Origin of the sequence: Pseudooceanicola marinus (assembly GCF_020177265.1) — a bacterium.
Lineage (GTDB): Bacteria > Pseudomonadota > Alphaproteobacteria > Rhodobacterales > Rhodobacteraceae > Pseudooceanicola > Pseudooceanicola marinus_A.
The window spans coordinates 251,164-268,583 of sequence record NZ_JAIVMC010000009.1 but is presented as its reverse complement, the minus strand read 5'-3'; the positions used below and the strand labels follow the sequence as shown (position 1 = coordinate 268,583).

Here is a 17,420-nt window from a genome sequence, read left to right as displayed (position 1 = left end):
GCAGGCTGAAGGATTGGCGGCGTGTGGCGACCCGATACGACAGATGCCCGAAAGTCTTCCTGTCAGCCATCGCCCTCGCAGCCCTCGTTATTTACTGGCTATGAGTCCTGACCCTAAGTAGCTCAAGGGCTTAGAAAAATGGTAGCGGGTCCGGTACTCGCCTCCAGCATCCAACCCAAAATTTTGTTACTAAAAGATATTTTGGGCGGATCGGTTTTAAACCAGCCATCCTACCCGCCAAAATATATGCACTCAAATTTTCTCAATTATTACGGATTGAGACAGGTCTAACTGGCGCTCTCGATCCGCGCTTTTCGCCGAAACCACCCGCTTCCAGAGGTCCAGGACTTATCCAACCCGCAAAAATCTTTGATTTTGTTCCTGCGTCGGCGCTTTGAAACCCAGTCACCTGCCTGTGTTTCATCATCTGCGGTGACCAGCGTCTCGCGCGGGTTGGAGCCTTCCTCCCTTGCTCGCCGCGCGAAGGCCGTGGGCCTGTGCGTCTCACCAGCTTCCAGGAATCTTCGGGCGTTTTCAGAGCGCCGTCCTGCTGGTATCCTCGTGGCGACCCGTCCCCTGAAGTACTTCACCGGCGGCCCGCCAGGCAGGCGCAAGGCCCTGCCCCCTCTTCCTTGTCGGCACCGGGTTCGACGGCCAGGAAATCCTGCTCGGACTTGCTGATCCCTCCGCTGCGCTTACAACGTATACAGAGGCGCCGGGGCGACTTGCCCGGCAGCCCCTCGCAGCCGCACCTGAGTACCGCTGCCTCCGGCTCCGACGTTTCCCTGTCCGGTCCCCGCGGATCGCCAGCACGGGCGCATCTGGCAGTTCAGGCCCGATCCATGGCCGCTACCGCCTTCCTGCCCAGGCGATCGGCAACGCACCGCACAGTGAGGCCCGGACCAGACTGGACAGGTGCTCTGCCTTGCACCGCTCCGACTGTACTCTAACAGACTCCTGACGGCCGCATGGCCCATGAGCCCGCCCCATATGGGGCGGGCTTCAAATATCCGGAGAACACATGACCCAATCCTGCAAGTGGGGCATCATGGCCACGGGCCTAATCGCCGAACGTTTCGTCAAGGACCTCACCCTCGCCGGGCTCCCCGTTACCGCGGTCGGTTCGCGCTCCGGAGCCAAAGCCCAGACATTTGCGCAGGAGCACGGTATTCCGAGCGCCCACGGCAGCTATGAGGCACTCGTGGCCGATCCCAATGTCGACATCATCTACGTTGCCACGCCGCATCCCTTCCACCTGGAAGGCGCGCGCCTTGCGCTGGAAGCCGGCAAGCACGTGATGATCGAGAAGCCCTTCGCGATGAACGCGGCCGAGGCAGCGGAGATCACCGCGCTCGCCAGGGCGCGTGGGTTGTTCGTACTCGAGGCGATGTGGACCCGCTTCCTGCCGCACATGACCCGCCTGCACGAGATCCTCGCAGCCGGCACGATCGGCCAGGTGCACACCCTCAAGGCGGACCACTCTCAGGACCTGCCCGACGCCCCCGAGCACCGGCTGAACAAGATGGAACTGGGCGGCGGTGCGCTGCTCGACCTCGGCATCTACCCGGTCTCCTTCGCTTGCGACATCCTTGGCCTGCCGGCCGAGGCGCAGGCCGTCGCGCGCTTCCGCGAGACTGGTGCCGATGCGGGTGTCGCGATTATCCTGCGGCACGAGAACGGCGCCATTTCGGAACTGAGCTGCGCCAGCGACTTCCAGGGACCGAACACGGCGACGATCATCGGCGACAAGGGCCGGATCGAGCTGGACGCCATCTGGTACGCCCCAACACGGATGTGCGTGTACGACAGCAAGGGGGAACTCGTGGAGGAGTTCGCGGCGCCCAACGAAGGGCGCGGCATGCAGCACCAGGCCATTGCCGCCGCTGCGGCCATCTCAGCGGGCGAGACGGGGGAGCCCCGCATGCAACCCTCTGAAACGGTGGAGATCCTCGGCACGATGGACAGCATCCGCGACCGGATCGGCCTGCGCTATGCCGCTGATCGCGACTGAGCACTCAGCGTGTTCCGGAGGCCTCGATCTGCCGGGGCCTGCGCACTCTCGTGACATTGAGGCAGGCCCATCTGATCTGATCGGCTGTCCCTGGAAACTTGAACGCGAGCCGGATTATTCCGCCTCGCGCCCAACGCCCCCGCCTTTGACGCAGCCACGCGGCGGTTACGGGGCGGAAAAGGCCACCGTTTCCGGGGTGTCGCCGACCGGATCCAGCGGGAAGGCCGGCCGGGCGACGCGCGAGAACTCCTGCTGGCGCAAATCAAGGTTCGCGCAGCCTTCCGTCAGCAGCACAATGTGGCGCGCCGCTATCTGTTCCAGCTGGGGCATGAGATAGCCGAATTTCACCACGTAAATGGCATAGTCGGTCGGATGAATACCCATTGCCTCGAAATGCTGCGGCGACGAGATCCCCACCCGGTCGGCATGGAACTTCGCCAGGACCCCACCGAAGTCGACCACGGCCCAGTCGATGCCACCGGCGGAAAAGCCGCTGCCCAGCGGCACGTCCAGTGTCGCGGCACAGGCGATCACCCGCCCCCGGACGACGGTGTCCGTGACCGGCAAGGTGCGGTGTTCGGCGCCAAGGGTCAGGGTGACCTCTGCCCCCTGACCCGCTTGCAGGCATTGCGCCACCGTGGCCGGTGCAAAAATCCCGGCGACCACGGCATCGGTGATGTCGGGCCGCGCGATACAGGCCTGAAGAACGGTGGTCAAATCGCCCCCTGCCCCGGCAGAGGTATTGTCGCCACTGTCGGAGACATAGACAGGACTATCGACGGAGGCCGCCGCGCACGCAAGGCCTTCATCCAGTTCCGCCGTTTCCATCTGCAGCCCAAACCCCACGCGGGCGTCCCAGATATCCTGCGCCAGCCGCGCCGCGGCGGCCTGCGCTGCGGCAGGGTTACAATCGGCCAGGATCATCGCCTGCATCCCCACCCAGGGGTTATCATTCCAGGCAAAGCCCACGAGGACTTCCGCGTTCAGAACGCCCTCGGCACGGGCGCGCGCCGCAAGGCCCGAGAACAATCCGTGCGCCGGCTCGTAGTCGGTCATCACCCATTCGCCCGGCATCAGCAATGGCACACGGACGCTGGCCCGCACCGGGGTGATCTCTCCGGCCATGCAGCGCAGCAATAATTCCCCCGCCCGGTAGGACGCATCGTGGTCATCGCGATGCGGCGCCTCGCGCAGGGCGGTGAAGACGGTCACGTGCTCCAGCAGCTCGGGCGTGACCTGGCCATGGTGATCGAAGGCGGTTGCATAGGGGATCTCGTCCCCGGTCACCTCGCGCATCAAGCGGGCGAAGTGGGTGTCCCCATGTTCGTTCAGCCCCTCGACCTCCATCGCCCCATGGTTCGCCAGCGCGACCGCGTCAAAGGGCCCCTGGTCGCGCAACAGCTGCTGCGCCTCGGCAACGAAGGCATCGTAGAAGGACCGCTCGAACCCGCCACCGGGCCAGGTCTTGGCGAAGATCAGTGGCACCGTCTCGACCCCGTCTTCCTCGGCCAGCCGGTCGATCATGCCCCGCACAAGGAAGGGCCGCTGCGCGATGATCTCCTCTCCGCGCAGCACGGTGGTGGTTTCCGCGCCCGTCGGGAACGGGCACGACAGCATGGCTTCGTGGATCACGCCCACAAGGGCGACACGTTTGGTCATCGTCTTCTCCTTACTTGGAGCTGCCACCGAGAAGCCCACGAGTGAAGGCCTTCTGGAACACCAGGAACACCAGCACCATCGGCAGAGTCGACACGATGGCCGATGCCATCAGCGGCCCCTCCTCGATCTGGAAGGCCCCGACCATCCCGTAAAGCTCCCGTGTCACGGGCGACGCATCGGGCGAGCGGGTCAGCGTCAACGCGAACAGCAGATCGTTCCACACGCCGCGGCTCTGGACGATCGCCAGGGCCGCGATCCCGGAAATGGAGGCCGGCATGAGGATCTTGAAGAAATAGCCGACCGCCCCGCAGCCATCGATCTGCGCCGCCTCCCACATGGTGCGCGGCACGGTGGCGAAGAAGTTCCGCATGAAGAAGGTGCAGAATGGAATACCCAGGGCCAGGTGCACAACCCACATGCCATAGATCGTGTCGTAGAAGCCCATGGCCCGGATGATGATGAAGATCGGGATCTGGATGATCTGGAACGGGATGAACATCCCCAACAGCAGGAAGATGTAGCCCCCCGGACCCGCCTTCGCCCCCATCTGGCTGAGGGGATAGGCCGCGAGGCACCCCACCAGGATGGACAGGAGCAAGGCCGGCACGGTGATCGCGACGGAATTGAGAAGCGGCCGCCACAGATCGACGAAGGCCTGCTGGTAATTACCCAGGTAGAATCTCTCCGGCAGCGCCAGTGGCGTCAGCATTTCCTCCGATGTCTTGAAGGAGGCAAAGACGGCGATCAGCATTAGGCCGATGAAGAACAGAGCGGCCAGGATCAGAAGCGCGTGCCGCCAGATATCGTTGTTACGGGTCATTCGCGGACGTCCTCGATACGGCTGGACATGTAGATGATGTAGGGAAGCACGATGACCATCGCGACGATCATCAGGCAAACGGCGATCGCCGCGCCGCGTCCCATCTGGAAACGCTGGAAACTGACGTCGTACATCAGCGTCGCAAGGACGTGGGACGAGTTGTAGGGCCCGCCCTGGGTCATGCCCTGGACAAGGTCAAACACCCGCATCGCGTCGATCCCCGAGATCCCCAGCACTACGATCGTCGTCGGCCACAGCATGGGGAAGGTGATGCGCCAGAAGATTACCCAGGGCTTCGCACCGTCAATCTGCGCCGCCTCGATGTAGTCCTGCGGGACAGAGCGAAGCCCGGCGAAGTAGAGCAGGAACGAGAAGCCGGTTTTCCACCACAGAGAAGAGAACATGATCGAGTAGGTCACAAGATCCGGATCGCCCAGCCAGTTCTGCTGCAGCGCACCGAGACCGATGGCGCCCAGAACATCCTCGGCCACACCCTTGCTGGGATCGTAGATCCAGCGCCGGAAGGCGGCGACGGCGATCGGGGTCATGGTGAAGGGCAGGAAGATCAACGTCTTGTAGATCCCTGCCCCCTTGAGCTTGTCGTTGAGAAGCAGCGCAAGGGCCAGGCCGAAGGCCGTGGGCGCCAGCAGTTCAAAGATCAGCCAGCGGAAGTTGTTTCCAAGCGCGGTCCAGAACCGCTCGTCGTCGAACAGGGAAGAGTAGTTGCCGAAGCCAATCCAGGTCCATTGCGGCGACATGCCATCCCAGGAATGCAGCGACATGGTGACGGAGTAGACGAGCGGATAGATGTAGACGGCGGTGAACAGGATCACCGGCAAGGCAAGGAAGGCGGCATAGGCCCACCGCGTCCGCTGGCGGTGTCCCTTGGCAATACGGAAAGGCATTCCGGTCCTTTCTGGAGACTTGGAAAAGGGCCCTGGGGCAGGAGAGGCGTATCGCAGGGAAGATATGCCGGGCCCGGGATGGATCGGACCCGGCAAGACCTGCCTGTCATTTCCTCGGCCGTGGCCGGGGCCTGGGGCGCGATGCGCTGTGCCGGGCTGGACGCCAGTGCTGCCACCGGCGGGCGACTGTGCGCGCCCGCAAGCGTCTAAGCCGGCGCTCGGGTCCGCCGCCGCACCGAAACCAGGTACCGCGTCTGCGAACGCTCGCGCCGGTCGGCCCGCTGCGGCGGGCGTGACGCCCCCCGGGAGGGGCCGCGCGGACCTTCAGCCGTTGCGGTCTTTCAACGGCGCCTCCGCGCCGTCCTTGACCACTTCGAAAACGACCTGGGCGCCCTTGTCGAGGAAGCGTTCGCGCTGCGCGACGCCGAAGTCACCGTAGGGGTAGGATTTCTGCGGCACGGGCCGGCTGAGCCGTTCGAGGCGATCAGCGGCCTCCGCCTCCAGCGTGAGTTCGGTTGCTGCGAGGTTTGCCGTCAGCTGATCCACGGTGCGCGCGCCAACGATGGGGGCCGCGACGCCGGGCCGGTCCATCAGCCATTTCAGTGCCACCTGCGCCGGGGTCGCGTCATGGGTCTTCGCGACCTCGCAAACCGCCTCGACAATGTCCCAGCCGCCCGGCGTGCTCAGGAACTCCGCCGTCGACCATTCGTAGAGCGGGCTGCCATCGCCGGTGCGCGTGCCCTCGGGCGCGGTCCCGCCGCGTTCGTATTTCCCGGTCAGGATGCCCCCGGCCAGCGGCGACCAGGGCAACAGGTCGAGAGTGTTGTGACGCGCGGCCGGCAGGATCTCGTACTCGATTTCACGGGACAGCAGGTTGTACTGCGGCTGCAGCGACACCGGCTTCGGCAGGCCGAGGCGTTCGGCGGTCGACACGAAGAGCTGCAGCTGCCAGCCGGTCACGTTCGACAGGCCGTAGGTATGGATCTTGCCCGCACGGATCGCGTCGGCCAGGAACTGCACCGTTTCCTCGACCGAGGTCAGCATGTCGGCCGCGTGCAGCTGGTAGAGGTCGATGGTCTCGACCTGCAGCCGCTGCAGCGACTCGTTCAGGGCATTGTGCAGGGCACGACGGGACAGGCCGTGGGCATTGATCTCGGGCCGGATCGAATAGCGGCCCTTGCTAGCGAGGATCGCGTGCTGGGTCAGGTCGCGGGGCCGGTCGGCGAACCAGCGGCCGATGATCTCCTCCGTCTCGCCGCCCGCATAGACGTTGGAGGTGTCGATCAGATTGCCGCCCGCCTCGATGAAGGCGTCGAGCACGGCAAAGCTTTCTTCTTCGGTGCTTTCGGCGCCGAAGGTCATCGTGCCCAGGGCCAGCTTCGAGACGCTGAGGCCGGAGTGTCCGAGGATCGTATACTGCATGGAGACGCCTTTCTGGATTGGTGGTCGGGCCGCGGATCCGCCGCCCTTGACTGCCCCGTCACCTAGCCAGGTCGCGGCCCCTGGGAAGGTCGGGCCGGGCGACTGACAGCCATGAAGCACGCTCATGAAACCTTCCGCTGACTTAAGGGGTTAGCCACGGAACCGGACCGGAATGGCGGGGCCGGAGCGCACCGGGCATTTCCTCCGCGCCGGGGCGCGAAGACGGAAGACGACAATGACGACCGATGATTTCCCCTGGCAGGACGCAACCCTCGATCCTGATACCCGTGCCCGGCTGGTGGTGGCCGAGATGACCGAGGAGGAGAAGTTCTCCTGGCTGTCCGCCCCGATGGCGATCCCGTTGGGCGACACGCCCAGGCCCGACGGGGCGCTCGGCTCCGCCGCCTACTACCCCGGCATCGACCGCCTCGGCATTCCCGCGATCCAGCAGGCCGATGCCAGCCTCGGGGTCAGCAATCTGGGCAACGTCCGTCCCGGCGACAATGCGACCGCCCTTCCGGCCTCGCTGCTGCTCGGGGCCAGCTTTGACATCGACATGGCGCGACGGACCGGGGAAATGGTCGGCCAGGAAGCGCGCGCCAAGGGCTTCAACGTGCAGCTTGCCGGCGGTGCGAACCTGGTGCGCGAACCGCGGGGCGGGCGCAACTTCGAGTACGTGTCCGAGGATCCGTTGCTGACCGGCTGGATCGCGGGCCATTCCGTGGCCGGCATCCAGTCGCAGGGGATCGTGTCAACCATGAAGCACTTCGTCCTGAACGCGCAGGAGACCGGGCGCGTCATGGTCAGTTCCGACCTGTCGGAGCCGGCCCTGCGGGAAAGTGACCTGCTGGCCTTCCAGATCGGGATCGAGATCGGCCAGCCCGGCGCGATCATGCCCGGCTACAACCTGGTGAACGGCGAGTACGCCTCGCAGAACGCCTTTGTCCTGAACACCGTGCTGAAGGGCGACTGGGGCTTTGCCGGCTGGGTCATGGCGGACTGGGGCGCGACCCATTCGACCGAGGCGATCCTGGCCGGGCTCGATGTGCAATCGGGCGCCAACCTCGATCCCGAACCGTTCTTCGGCGCGCCGCTGCGCGCGGCGGTGGCCGAGGGCCGCGTCCCGCAGGCGCGCATCGACGAAGCGGTGCAGCGCCAGTTGCGCAGCCTGTTCGCCGTGGGTGCGATCGACACCCCGCCCGCGCCCGGCGGCACGATCGACCATTCCGCCCACCGCCTGCTGGCGCAACGCGCCGCCGAAGGCGGCATCACCCTGCTGAAGAACGATGGCATTCTGCCCTTTGCGAAGGGCGCGGCCCGTCGCATCCTGGTGGTCGGGCACCACGCGGACAAGGGGGTTCTGTCAGGCGGCGGTTCGTCCAACGTGAACCCCGTCGGCAGCTTCACCACCGATGGCACGGACATCATGGGGATGCCGGTGCAGCGGATCTTCCACCCCTCGATCCCGGTCGAGGCCGTGCGGGCCGAGTCCGGCGCAGCCGAGGTGACCTTCCACGACGGCCGCGACCTTGGGGCCGCCTGCGCGGCTGCCCGGGACGCCGACGTGGTCCTCGTCTTCGCCGAGGAATGGCGCTCCGAGGGGCTGGACCAGTCCGGCCTGGCCCTGCCCGACGATCAGGATGCCCTGATCGCCGCCTTGGCCGGGGTAAATCCCGAGACGGTCGTCATCCTGGAAACCGGCGGCCCGGTGCTGATGCCCTGGCTGGCGCAGGTCCGTGCCGTCCTCGCGGCCTTCTATCCGGGTCAAGGCGGCGCCGAGGCCATCACCGGCATCCTCTGGGGGCGCGTCTGCCCGTCCGGCCGGCTGCCCGTGACCTTCCCGGCGTCCGAGGCGCAGCTGCCGCATCCCGCGCAACGCGACCCGCAGACCACGACCTCGAACCCGGGCATGGAGCGCATCGGCGAGATCTTTCATGTCGACTACGACGTCGCGGGCGCCGACACCGGCTATCGCTGGTTCGCCCGCGAAGGCCACGTGCCGCTGTTTCCCTTCGGCTTCGGGCTGTCCTACACGACCTTCTCGCACAGCGCGCTGCGGATCGAGGCACGCGGGCGCAACCTGACCGCCCATGTCACGGTGACGAACACCGGCAGGGTCAGCGGGTCCGAGGTGACCCAGATCTATGTGTCCGCCCCGGGCCTGACCCGACGTCTCGCGGGCTTTGCCAAGACCCACCTCGCCCCCGGACAGTCCCGCCTGATCTCGGTCCCGCTGGAGCCGCGCCTCTTCGCGCACTGGCAGGACGGGTGGCATATCGCGGCGGGCACCTATTCGGTCTGCGTCGGCGCCGACGCGGCGACCATGACCCTCTGCACGGAAGTTTCCCTGCCGGACCACGCCTTCCGCCCGTAGGGGCCAGGCAACACCCAAGGAGTAGAACGTGAGATACGCAAGCATCATCAGCCTGATCACCGTCGGACTGATCGGAATGGGAGGCACGGCCATGGCAAATCCAACGGCCCGGATTGCAACCGGCGACATCGCGGGCAAGATCGACGACGGGACCGAGGCCTTCCTCGGCCTGCCCTATGCAAAGCCCCCCGTCGGCGCGCTGCGCTGGAAGGCGCCGCAGCCGGTGGAGCCGTGGTCCGGCACCTATGATGCGACCGAGTTCGGGCATGACTGCGCGCAGAAGCCCTTCCCCTCCGACGCCGCACCGCTGGGCACCGAACCTGCCGAGGACTGCCTGTACCTGAACGTCTGGCGGCCCGACGGCATCAGCGAAGGGGACGAACTGCCCGTCATGGTCTGGATCCATGGCGGCGGCTTCATCAACGGGGGCGCCTCGGCGCCGGTCTATGATGGCGCTGCGCTGGCGCGGGACGGCATGGTAGTCGTCAGCATCAACTACCGCCTCGGCCGCTTCGGCTTCTTCGCGCATCCTGCATTGGCCGAGGGGGCGGCCGACGCGGAAGCGGGCGGCAACTTCGGCATCCTCGACCAGGCGGCGGCGCTCAGCTGGGTCAAGGACAACATCGCGGCCCTTGGCGGCGATCCGGAGCGGATCACCCTGGTCGGCGAAAGCGCCGGGGGCCGGTCGGTGCACATCCTGCTGACCTCGCCCCTGACCGCGGGCATGGCCTCGGCCGCGGTGATCCAGTCGGGCGGCGACGGCGGCAGCGGCATGTCCGCCAGCCCCGAACAGGCAGCCCGGGCGGCGCGGACCTTTGCCGAGGGCAAGGGCATCGACGGCACCGGACCGGAGGCCGCCGCGGCCCTGCGCGCCCTCGATGCTGCGGACGTCATCGACGGGCTGAACCTCGAAGTGCTCTTCTCGCGCGATCACGCGACGCCGCCGGACTTCCACATGCCGGTGACCGACGGGGTAACGGTGGTCGACACCACAAGCGCCTACGACAGCGGTCGTTTCGCGGAGGTTCCGGTGATGATCGGGGCGACATCCGCGGACATCGGCGGCCCGGACGGCATGATGCTGCAAGGGGCGCGGGACCTCGCCGCCCTGATGACGGACAGCGGGATGCCGACCTGGCACTATGTCTTCGACTACGTGGCCGAGACCCAGCGCGGGGACCATCCGAACGGGGCGGCACATGCCTCCGAAATCCCCTTCTTCTTCGGAACCCTGGAGCCGCGTTTCGGGCCGGATGTCACGGAGCTCGACCGCAGGGCCAGCGAGACGGCCAAGGGCACGCTTTCGGCTTTCGTCAAATCTGGCACACCGAATGCGACCGGCACGACTGAATGGCCCCGCTTCGGGCGGGAAGCCACGACGCTGACCTTCACACCGGACGGCGGCGCGACCGTGACCCGGAACAACTGATCAGAGCCCCTGCCAGACACAGGTCATGGCAGGGGCCGCCACCGCCGTACGACGCGACCCTGTCTGGCTTCGACAGGGCCAGGGCGTAAGTAAGCCGCAGGAAGACCTGCCGTTCAGACCGCCCCTGCTGATGAGGCGACCGCGCTGCACGGTGCGCAGGGCGCGGTGTCTCAGTAAACAAGGGGGCCAAACGTGCCATCGGCGCATCGGCCAGCCAGCAGATACCGCTGATGTCACCGCCTCTTTTCGGAGCCGTTTGTCGCGCAGCTCCATGAGAGTAAGACTTCCAGCCCCTCGGATAGGCCGGGCAAGGGCACTGCGCCGGAAGGCCAAGCCATCAGAAGCAATCTTTCCTTCCCCTCACTTCCCAGCAACCTTCGACGGGTTTCCGGATCACACAGCTTCCCATGCCCTCGCCTTCCCAATACAGGGTCCTTGGACAGAACCTCAGCAATTGCTACTTTTTCCAGCAGTAGTCAGCCAAGGCAAAGACATGACCCAGCGTTTGACGGCCTCGCCCGCGGACCATCCCTATTTCGACGAGAAATATGGCCCACGCCCGCTGTTCGAGCGATACGCCCACGCCCGCATGCGCCAGCTGCTTCTGCGGCAGATCGCGACAGCTATTGGCGCGGCAGCGGTGTGGTACTTCGTCGGCGCCGTCGCCGCGGCCTTCTGCGTGGGCATCACCCTGCTGGGCGAGGGCATCGACGCGCTGGCCCTCAAATTCGCCCTGGCACGGTCGAAACAGGAACGGCCCCTGCCCCCGCTTCTGAAATTGACGGCCCTGTCCGCCGCGCTGCAGTCGGCCACGATCGGCTCCTGTGTCCTCGTGCTGCTGTTCGGGGCACCGACGGGCGAGTCCGTGCTGATCGCGCTATGCTTTCTGATGGCCGCAACGATCAACGCCGGCTTCGTGATGAGCCACCACCCCCTGGCCGCCCGGGCCAAGCTGGTGATCCTGGCCTGCGCGATCCCGATCTACGTCGCGCATGTGCTGTCCTCGCCCGCCCCGCTCGACAGCACCTTCTGGGTGCACATGCTCGAAGTGCTGCTGCTTGGCTATCTCGCCTACACCTTCGTCGGGTTCGGTCTGCGCAGCTGGCACAAGCGCCTGCTAAACGAACGGCAACTGATGGAATTCACGGCCTACCTGGAGGCCACGAACAGGGAACTGGAGGCCGCACGGCTGGAGGCCGAAGCCTCCGTCCAGGCGAAATCCACCTTCCTGGCCACCATGAGCCACGAGATCCGCACGCCGTTGAATGCGATTTCCGGCATGGGGGAGCTGCTGCAGAACCGCGATCTCGATCCCGAGGCCGGCCGCTACGTGACGACCATCCGCGATGCCTCGAAATCGCTGCTGCGGATCGTCAACGACGTGCTGGATTTCTCCCGCCTCGACGCGGGCCAGCTGACGCTCGAACACCGCCCCTTCTCGCCCCGGGACGCCCTGGAAGCGACCAAGCGCCTGATGCAGCCTCTCGCCGAGGAAAAGGGCCTGCGCTTCAGCCTGGTCCTGGACGGCTCCCTTCCCGCCCATGCCGTCAGCGACGAAACGCGGCTGAAGCAGATCCTCATGAACCTGACCAGCAATGCGATCAAGTTCACCGAAGAAGGCGAGGTCAATGTCCACGCCAGCGCCACCGAAAACGAAGGGGGCTGGCGCCTGCGTATCCTGGTGTCGGACAGCGGCATCGGGATCCCGCAGGACAGTCTGGAAAAGGTCTTCGACCCCTTCTACCAGGGCAACAACGCCTCGACCCGCCGCCATGGCGGAACCGGGCTTGGCCTTTCGATCAGCCGCGCGCTTGCCCGGCGCATGGGCGGGGATCTGCAACTGCTGCCCCCGGGGGCGTCGACGGGCACCCGGCTGGAGCTGACGCTTCAGCTGGAGAAAGTGGCGCAGGATTTCACCGGCGGTGAGACCACCGAAACCTTGCCGGCAGCGTTGACACCGATGACTGTGCTGATCGCGGATGACAACGCGATCAACCGTGTCCTGGTGGAGCAGTTCCTGAAGACAACCCCGGTGACAGTGATCACCGCCGAAGACGGCCGCCAGGCGGTTGAGACCACACTCTCCCGGCAGCCCGATGTCATCCTGATGGACCTGTCCATGCCGGAGCTGGACGGGCTCGACGCCACGCGCGAAATCAGGGGACTGGAGATACGACAACCCTACATCATCGCCCTGACGGCGAACGCCTTCTCCTCGGATCGGGACGCCTGCATGGCCGCGGGAATGAATGATTTCCTCAGCAAGCCGCTCAGCCAGCGCGACCTGCACAGGGCCTTGGCTCTTACGGCAAGCTCCCTGGACCTGCGGGACTAGCAGCGGAGGACTCCGCCTCACGCTGCCTGACTTCGGTCAGGCGACCGGTTTGACTCTGACCACCTCCCAGGGCTTCATCGGCGGCAGCGCCTCGGAGACCTGGTGCGCGGTCGGCCCCCGTAGAGCCGGAAAGTATCGCGCAGTCGCGTCCGCCCCGACGCGGGTCTCACGGGGCGGAGCGTCCACCGCATCAGAAACACCGTGCTTCGGTCTTCAAGCAGACCTGCGCCACGCGTGAACAGCGCATGGCGGTTCCCGGACAGCAAACGCAAAGCAAGGCCGCTCGCCAAGGCGGCAGCGCGGACCTTCAGAAGATCATATCGGGAATGGAACGTACCAACTCAGCCGAACCGAAGGCTCAACCCGGGCAAGTTATCCAATGTTTCAAAGCCGGTTGGGGAAGTGGCGCACCGGGGAGGATTCGAACCCCCGACCCCCTGATTCGTAGTCAGGTACTCTATCCAGCTGAGCTACCGGTGCGTCGTGGGGCGTGATCTACAGTTGAGGCCGGAGGGGTGCAAGCGAAAAATCGAAATTTTCGTGACAAGTTTTTCGCGCCCGCGTTCGCCCCCGGCCAAAGCCCTTGTCATGCAGGCGCATCGGCCCCAGCGCCGGAATTCTCGGTCGCCGGCCCGACCTCTTTCGGCAGGCAGATGAGGAAGATCGTGCCCTCGGGCCCGGTGCGTTCCAGGTCCAGACGCCCGCCATGGCCGCGCAAAAGCTCGGCGGCGATGGCCAGACCCAGGCCGGTGCCGCCCTTGCGCGCGCCGCCGGTGAAGGGGGTGAACAGATGCTCCTGCGCCTTGGGCGGCAAGCCGGGGCCGGTGTCGGAAATGCGGATCAGCCACTGGCTGTCGCTTTCCTCGGCCGACACGGCGATCTCGCCCGCGCGGCCCGTGGCCTCCAGCGCCTGGCGGGCATTGCGCACCAGGTTGGCCAGCACGCGGTGCAGCTGCTCGGGGTCGGCGCGCAGGCGCAGGCTGGCTGGTACGTCCTCGGCGAAGGAAATGTCGGCCTCCTCCGCCACGGCCAGCCGTTCGCCGTCGATCACGTCCCCCACCACGTCGGCCAGCGACAGCAGGCTGAGACGCGGCGCGGGCTCCTCGGCGCGGCCGAAGGCCAGCGTCGCCTCGCAGAGGTTCACCGCCCGGCTGACCGAGTTCACCACCTTCGGCGCCAGCCGTTTCACCGTGGGATCGTCGGAGGCCTCCAGCCGGTCCGCGAAAAGCTGGGTCGAGGTCAGGATGTTGCGCAGGTCGTGGCTGATCTTCGCCACGGCGGAGCCCAGCTGTGCCAGGCGTTCCTTCTGGCGCAGGGCGCTGGTCAGCTGCGTCTCCATCTCGTGCAGGGCCTCTTCCGCGTCGCGGATGTCCGAGACCGAGGCCGAGGGCGTGATGATGCGCCGCCCGTCCTCCGGGTCCTGGGCGTAGGCGCGCATGTGGCCGATCACCCGTTTCATCGGCCGCAGGATGAAGGACCGCACGGCGATGAACAGAAGCAGCGCGGTGGAGACCGAGAAGAGGGTCGAGATCATCACCATGTAGCGCATGTATTCGACCATGGCCGCGCGCAGGGGCGCCGTGGGCATGGTGACCTCGATCAGCAGACCGGCCTCGCGCACCGGGTTGCCGATCACCCGGATCACCTCGTCCCCGTGTTCGAAGAAGGTCAGCAGCGCCTCGCGGACCAGTTCGCTCATCGTCGGGTCGCGCAGGTCGAAGGTGTCCACGACAGGCCCCGGCACCGGCGAGGACAGCACCAGTTGCCGCGCCTCGTCCCGGCGCAGCACGACGTTGTAGACGCCGGCGTTGCGCAGCAGCTCCTCTTCCAGGTCCTCGGGAATCATGTCATCCGCGAGCAGCGTCAGAGAGGCGATCTGGGCACGTTCGAGACGCGAGATCAGGTAGTCTTGCCGGAATTGCGCGACGGATGGCACGAGGATCAGGACCTCGGCCAGAATGACGAAGATCCCGGTCAGGATCAGCACGCGTCCGGAAAGCGAACGGAACATCAGGGGCGCATACCTCCGGCCCGGCATGGCGGCCAGGGCCGCAATTGGATCAATAACTGCCCTGAAACTAGGGCCTTGCGTGACAATTTCCCAGTGCAGGCGGCGCTGTCATGGTGAAAAGTGCCGATCTTGCCGGTTCCCCCCCTGATCCGGCCCCCGATCTCCCCCCAGCCGCGGCAGAAAAACCCCGGCTTCGGGGCGGATGGGTTTGACAAGACGGGCGGGCGTTCTTATAGCACGGGCTTCGAACACCAGCGGGGCCGGGCCGATTCCCGGAACGAACCCGTGCAGCATCGCGTCGGTATCGCGCAGGCCCCTGGCCTTCCGGCATCGCCGCCGTGCATCTGAACAGAAACCCCGGTTGCCACCGCGGGAATAGAAACGGAGACGGAGCGATGAAACGCACCTACCAACCTTCGAACCTGGTCCGCAAGCGGCGCCACGGTTTCCGCGCCCGCATGGCCACCAAGGCCGGTCGCAAGATCCTGAACGCCCGCCGCGCCCGCGGCCGTAAGTCGCTGAGCGCGTGATCGCTGCCGGCGCGGGTCTTCCGCGCCGACCGGACGATTTCCCGTTCCTCGCTTGACGCCCGGCGGCCCCGGTTCCCGGAGCCGCTTTCCAGGCAGACAGGTCGCAAGATCATGACACCGCCGAAGGTCACGCCCGACATCGCCGAACCGGCGCAAAGGGCAACGACCTCGGCGGTTTCGTCGTGCCCGGGTCCTGTCTCCGATGCGGCCACACCCGAGACCGCCATGCCCGACACGCCTGCCCCCGCGCTGAAGATCCTCGCCAAGCGGTCCCAGTTCCTGGCCGCCGCCCGCGCCCGTCGTCAGGGCGCCGGGTCGATGATGGTGCAGGCCCGTCGCCGGGCCGAGGATGAGCCCGAGGCGCCGGAGGCGATCCGGGTCGGCTTCACCTGCTCGAAGAAGGTCGGCAATGCCGTGGCCCGCAACCGCGCCAAGCGCCGGATGCGCGAAGCCGCCCGCGCCGTGTTGCCCCTCCAGGGGCGCCCCGGCTGGGACTATGTGCTGATCGGCCGCAAGGACCAAACCGCCGACCGCCCCTTCGAGCTGTTGAAGCAGGACCTGGCCCGCGCGCTGGAGCGGCTGCACGCCGAACGCGCGCCCGGACCGAAGCATCCGCGCAAGGACGGCGCGCGGGGATGAGCGGCCGCCGCCTCAGCCCGGCGGCCTGGGTGCTGGCGCTGCCGATCCGGGTCTACCGGCTGATCTTCTCCCCCTGGGTCGGGCACAATTGCCGTTACGACCCCACCTGCTCCGCCTACATCCTGGAAGCCCTGGAAAAACACGGTGCCCTGCGCGGGTTCTGGCTGTCCCTGCGCCGGGTCGCCCGCTGTCACCCCTGGGGCGGCATGGGGGTGGACGACGTGCCGCCCGCACGGGGCGCCCGGCACCCCGACGGCGATCAAGACGCCGCCGCGCAGGCCGAGGACCGCGACCCCGAGCGGTGAGCCCGGGCGCCCGCTGCCTGCCCGCCTAATAACTGTCGTAGTGATACAGCGCCTGGTCGAAGCGCCGTGGCCCAAGGTCCTTGGGCTTGATGAGGACATTCGCCGCCCCGCCATCGCCGAAGCTGACCGCGCGGTCCCCCGCCCCCAGGCGCCCCAATTGCAGCAGGACCTTCGCATGGAACCGCTGCCGCCCCGTCCGCACGTCGCCCTGAGCGAAAACGGGGTAGCCGCCATAGGTGATCGCCCCCGCGCGGCCCGCCTCCAGCACACGGTCCAGGGCGGCCTCATCCACCTCACGGCCCGCCTCGGCCCAGCCTTTCTGCAACGCCGCCACCTCGCGCAGCGCGGCCCCGGGCAGGTCGTGCACCGCCTCACCGGTCAGCACCGCGCCCTCGGCCCGCAGGGTTGTGCCCAGCGGATCCGGCCCCTGCGGCGCATCCGGCGGATCGCGGCGCTGGCAGGTCGTGGGATCCTCCAAGTAGAGACTGCGGAACCCCGCCTGATCGAGTGAGGGGAAGGCGCAGCCGTGGGTTTCCCCCTCGGCCACGAAGACCGACAGCAGGCCGGACGTGGGATAGCCTTCGAGGGGCGGCATCTCGGCATAGTTGATCTGGGCGAGAAACAGCATGGGCCGCGCGTCGTCCTCGGGCCAGTCCATGCCCTCGGGCAGGCTGGGCCGTCCCCCGAGGGACGACACCGGGGCCTCTGGCACCGACGCGCCGGATTGCGGCACAAGGCGGATGGCCGGCATGGCCAACGCCTCGATCTCGGCCAGGATGTCGGGGGGCAACGCGGCGGGGGCATCGGACGACGGCGCCTCCGCCTCGGCAGGCTCCGGTTCGGGCGGCGCGCTGACCAGCGCGGGATCCGCCACCAGCGGCGCGGCATCCGCCGGACGCTCCGGCGCCCCGCCCTGTTTCCTTTCGCCCTGTTTCTTTCCGAAAAGACGCCCCAGCCAGCCCATGACGCACCCCGCCCTT

General features: G+C 66.8%; 13 protein-coding genes, 1 tRNA gene and 1 pseudogene. 8 read left to right on the top strand and 7 right to left on the bottom strand.

Annotated features, from left to right (window positions below):
* Together LC066_RS17160 and LC066_RS17155 are read left to right on the top strand one after the other, a co-directional pair.
* A pseudogene (locus tag LC066_RS17160) lies at positions 1 to 104 on the top strand (IS5/IS1182 family transposase); the annotation flags it as partial.
* 917 nt (positions 105 to 1,021) lie between these two features.
* On the top strand, positions 1,022 to 2,011 hold the full coding sequence (locus LC066_RS17155; RefSeq protein ID WP_224901505.1) for a Gfo/Idh/MocA family protein: 990 nt from the start codon (positions 1,022 to 1,024) through the stop codon (positions 2,009 to 2,011).
* 165 nt (positions 2,012 to 2,176) lie between these two features.
* Here the strand turns inward: LC066_RS17155 and LC066_RS17150 are convergent, their stop codons facing one another.
* The 4 genes from LC066_RS17150 to LC066_RS17135 form a co-directional block, all read right to left on the bottom strand.
* Positions 2,177 to 3,670, bottom strand: coding sequence for a M81 family metallopeptidase (locus LC066_RS17150; RefSeq protein ID WP_224901502.1), 1,494 nt, complete (start codon positions 3,668 to 3,670; stop codon positions 2,177 to 2,179).
* Between the two features lie 10 nt (positions 3,671 to 3,680).
* A complete protein-coding gene (locus LC066_RS17145) occupies positions 3,681 to 4,490 on the bottom strand; it encodes a carbohydrate ABC transporter permease (RefSeq protein ID WP_224901500.1) in 810 nt (269 codons plus the stop codon).
* Positions 4,487 to 5,395 (bottom strand): carbohydrate ABC transporter permease, encoded by a 909-nt coding sequence (locus LC066_RS17140; protein ID WP_224901497.1) that lies wholly within the window; start codon positions 5,393 to 5,395, stop codon positions 4,487 to 4,489. The genes LC066_RS17145 and LC066_RS17140 overlap by 4 nt, the downstream gene beginning before the upstream one ends.
* A gap of 324 nt (positions 5,396 to 5,719) precedes the next feature.
* Entirely contained in the window at positions 5,720 to 6,817 is a 1,098-nt protein-coding gene (locus LC066_RS17135) for an aldo/keto reductase (RefSeq protein WP_224901494.1), read from the bottom strand.
* Positions 6,818 to 7,052: 235 nt separating this feature from the next.
* Here LC066_RS17135 and LC066_RS17130 point away from each other — a divergent pair, with 235 nt between their 5' ends.
* The 3 genes from LC066_RS17130 to LC066_RS17120 all read left to right on the top strand — a co-directional run bounded on the left by LC066_RS17130 (position 7,053) and on the right by LC066_RS17120 (position 12,955).
* A complete protein-coding gene (locus LC066_RS17130; protein WP_224901491.1) occupies positions 7,053 to 9,191 on the top strand; it encodes a beta-glucosidase family protein in 2,139 nt (712 codons plus the stop codon).
* A gap of 28 nt (positions 9,192 to 9,219) precedes the next feature.
* A complete protein-coding gene (locus LC066_RS17125) occupies positions 9,220 to 10,620 on the top strand; it encodes a carboxylesterase/lipase family protein (RefSeq protein ID WP_224901488.1) in 1,401 nt (466 codons plus the stop codon).
* Between the two features lie 493 nt (positions 10,621 to 11,113).
* Positions 11,114 to 12,955, top strand: a complete 1,842-nt coding sequence (locus tag LC066_RS17120) for an ATP-binding protein (RefSeq protein WP_224901485.1) — start codon at positions 11,114 to 11,116, stop codon at positions 12,953 to 12,955.
* A gap of 403 nt (positions 12,956 to 13,358) precedes the next feature.
* On the opposite strand, the gene LC066_RS17115 is transcribed toward LC066_RS17120, so the two are convergent.
* Positions 13,359 to 13,435: transfer RNA gene (locus LC066_RS17115), tRNA-Arg, on the bottom strand.
* Positions 13,436 to 13,541: 106 nt separating this feature from the next.
* A complete protein-coding gene (locus LC066_RS17110) occupies positions 13,542 to 14,966 on the bottom strand; it encodes a sensor histidine kinase (protein ID WP_224901482.1) in 1,425 nt (474 codons plus the stop codon).
* A gap of 395 nt (positions 14,967 to 15,361) precedes the next feature.
* Between LC066_RS17110 and rpmH the strand changes: the two genes are divergently transcribed.
* The 3 genes from rpmH (at position 15,362) to yidD (ending at position 16,440) form a co-directional block, all read left to right on the top strand.
* Positions 15,362 to 15,496, top strand: coding sequence for a 50S ribosomal protein L34 (gene rpmH, locus LC066_RS17105; RefSeq protein ID WP_005980833.1), 135 nt, complete (start codon positions 15,362 to 15,364; stop codon positions 15,494 to 15,496).
* Positions 15,497 to 15,607: 111 nt separating this feature from the next.
* A complete protein-coding gene (rnpA, locus tag LC066_RS17100) occupies positions 15,608 to 16,135 on the top strand; it encodes a ribonuclease P protein component (protein WP_412103253.1) in 528 nt (175 codons plus the stop codon).
* On the top strand, positions 16,132 to 16,440 hold the full coding sequence (gene yidD / locus LC066_RS17095; RefSeq protein WP_224901480.1) for a membrane protein insertion efficiency factor YidD: 309 nt from the start codon (positions 16,132 to 16,134) through the stop codon (positions 16,438 to 16,440). The genes rnpA and yidD overlap by 4 nt, the downstream gene beginning before the upstream one ends.
* A 25-nt stretch (positions 16,441 to 16,465) precedes the next feature.
* Here yidD and LC066_RS17090 read toward each other — a convergent pair whose 3' ends face one another.
* Entirely contained in the window at positions 16,466 to 17,404 is a 939-nt protein-coding gene (locus LC066_RS17090) for a YwqG family protein (RefSeq protein WP_224901477.1), read from the bottom strand.
* Positions 17,405 to 17,420: the final 16 nt, after the last annotated feature.

Coding starts and splice junctions, on each gene's coding strand:
- LC066_RS17155 (WP_224901505.1), top strand. CDS start 1,022: ATGACCCAATCCTGCAAGTGGGGCATCATGGCCACGGGCCTAATCGCC.
- LC066_RS17150 (WP_224901502.1), bottom strand. CDS start 3,670: ATGACCAAACGTGTCGCCCTTGTGGGCGTGATCCACGAAGCCATGCTG.
- LC066_RS17145 (WP_224901500.1), bottom strand. CDS start 4,490: ATGACCCGTAACAACGATATCTGGCGGCACGCGCTTCTGATCCTGGCC.
- LC066_RS17140 (WP_224901497.1), bottom strand. CDS start 5,395: ATGCCTTTCCGTATTGCCAAGGGACACCGCCAGCGGACGCGGTGGGCC.
- LC066_RS17135 (WP_224901494.1), bottom strand. CDS start 6,817: ATGCAGTATACGATCCTCGGACACTCCGGCCTCAGCGTCTCGAAGCTG.
- LC066_RS17130 (WP_224901491.1), top strand. CDS start 7,053: ATGACGACCGATGATTTCCCCTGGCAGGACGCAACCCTCGATCCTGAT.
- LC066_RS17120 (WP_224901485.1), top strand. CDS start 11,114: ATGACCCAGCGTTTGACGGCCTCGCCCGCGGACCATCCCTATTTCGAC.
- LC066_RS17110 (WP_224901482.1), bottom strand. CDS start 14,966: ATGTTCCGTTCGCTTTCCGGACGCGTGCTGATCCTGACCGGGATCTTC.
- rpmH (WP_005980833.1), top strand. CDS start 15,362: ATGAAACGCACCTACCAACCTTCGAACCTGGTCCGCAAGCGGCGCCAC.
- rnpA (WP_412103253.1), top strand. CDS start 15,608: ATGACACCGCCGAAGGTCACGCCCGACATCGCCGAACCGGCGCAAAGG.
- yidD (WP_224901480.1), top strand. CDS start 16,132: ATGAGCGGCCGCCGCCTCAGCCCGGCGGCCTGGGTGCTGGCGCTGCCG.
- LC066_RS17090 (WP_224901477.1), bottom strand. CDS start 17,404: ATGGGCTGGCTGGGGCGTCTTTTCGGAAAGAAACAGGGCGAAAGGAAA.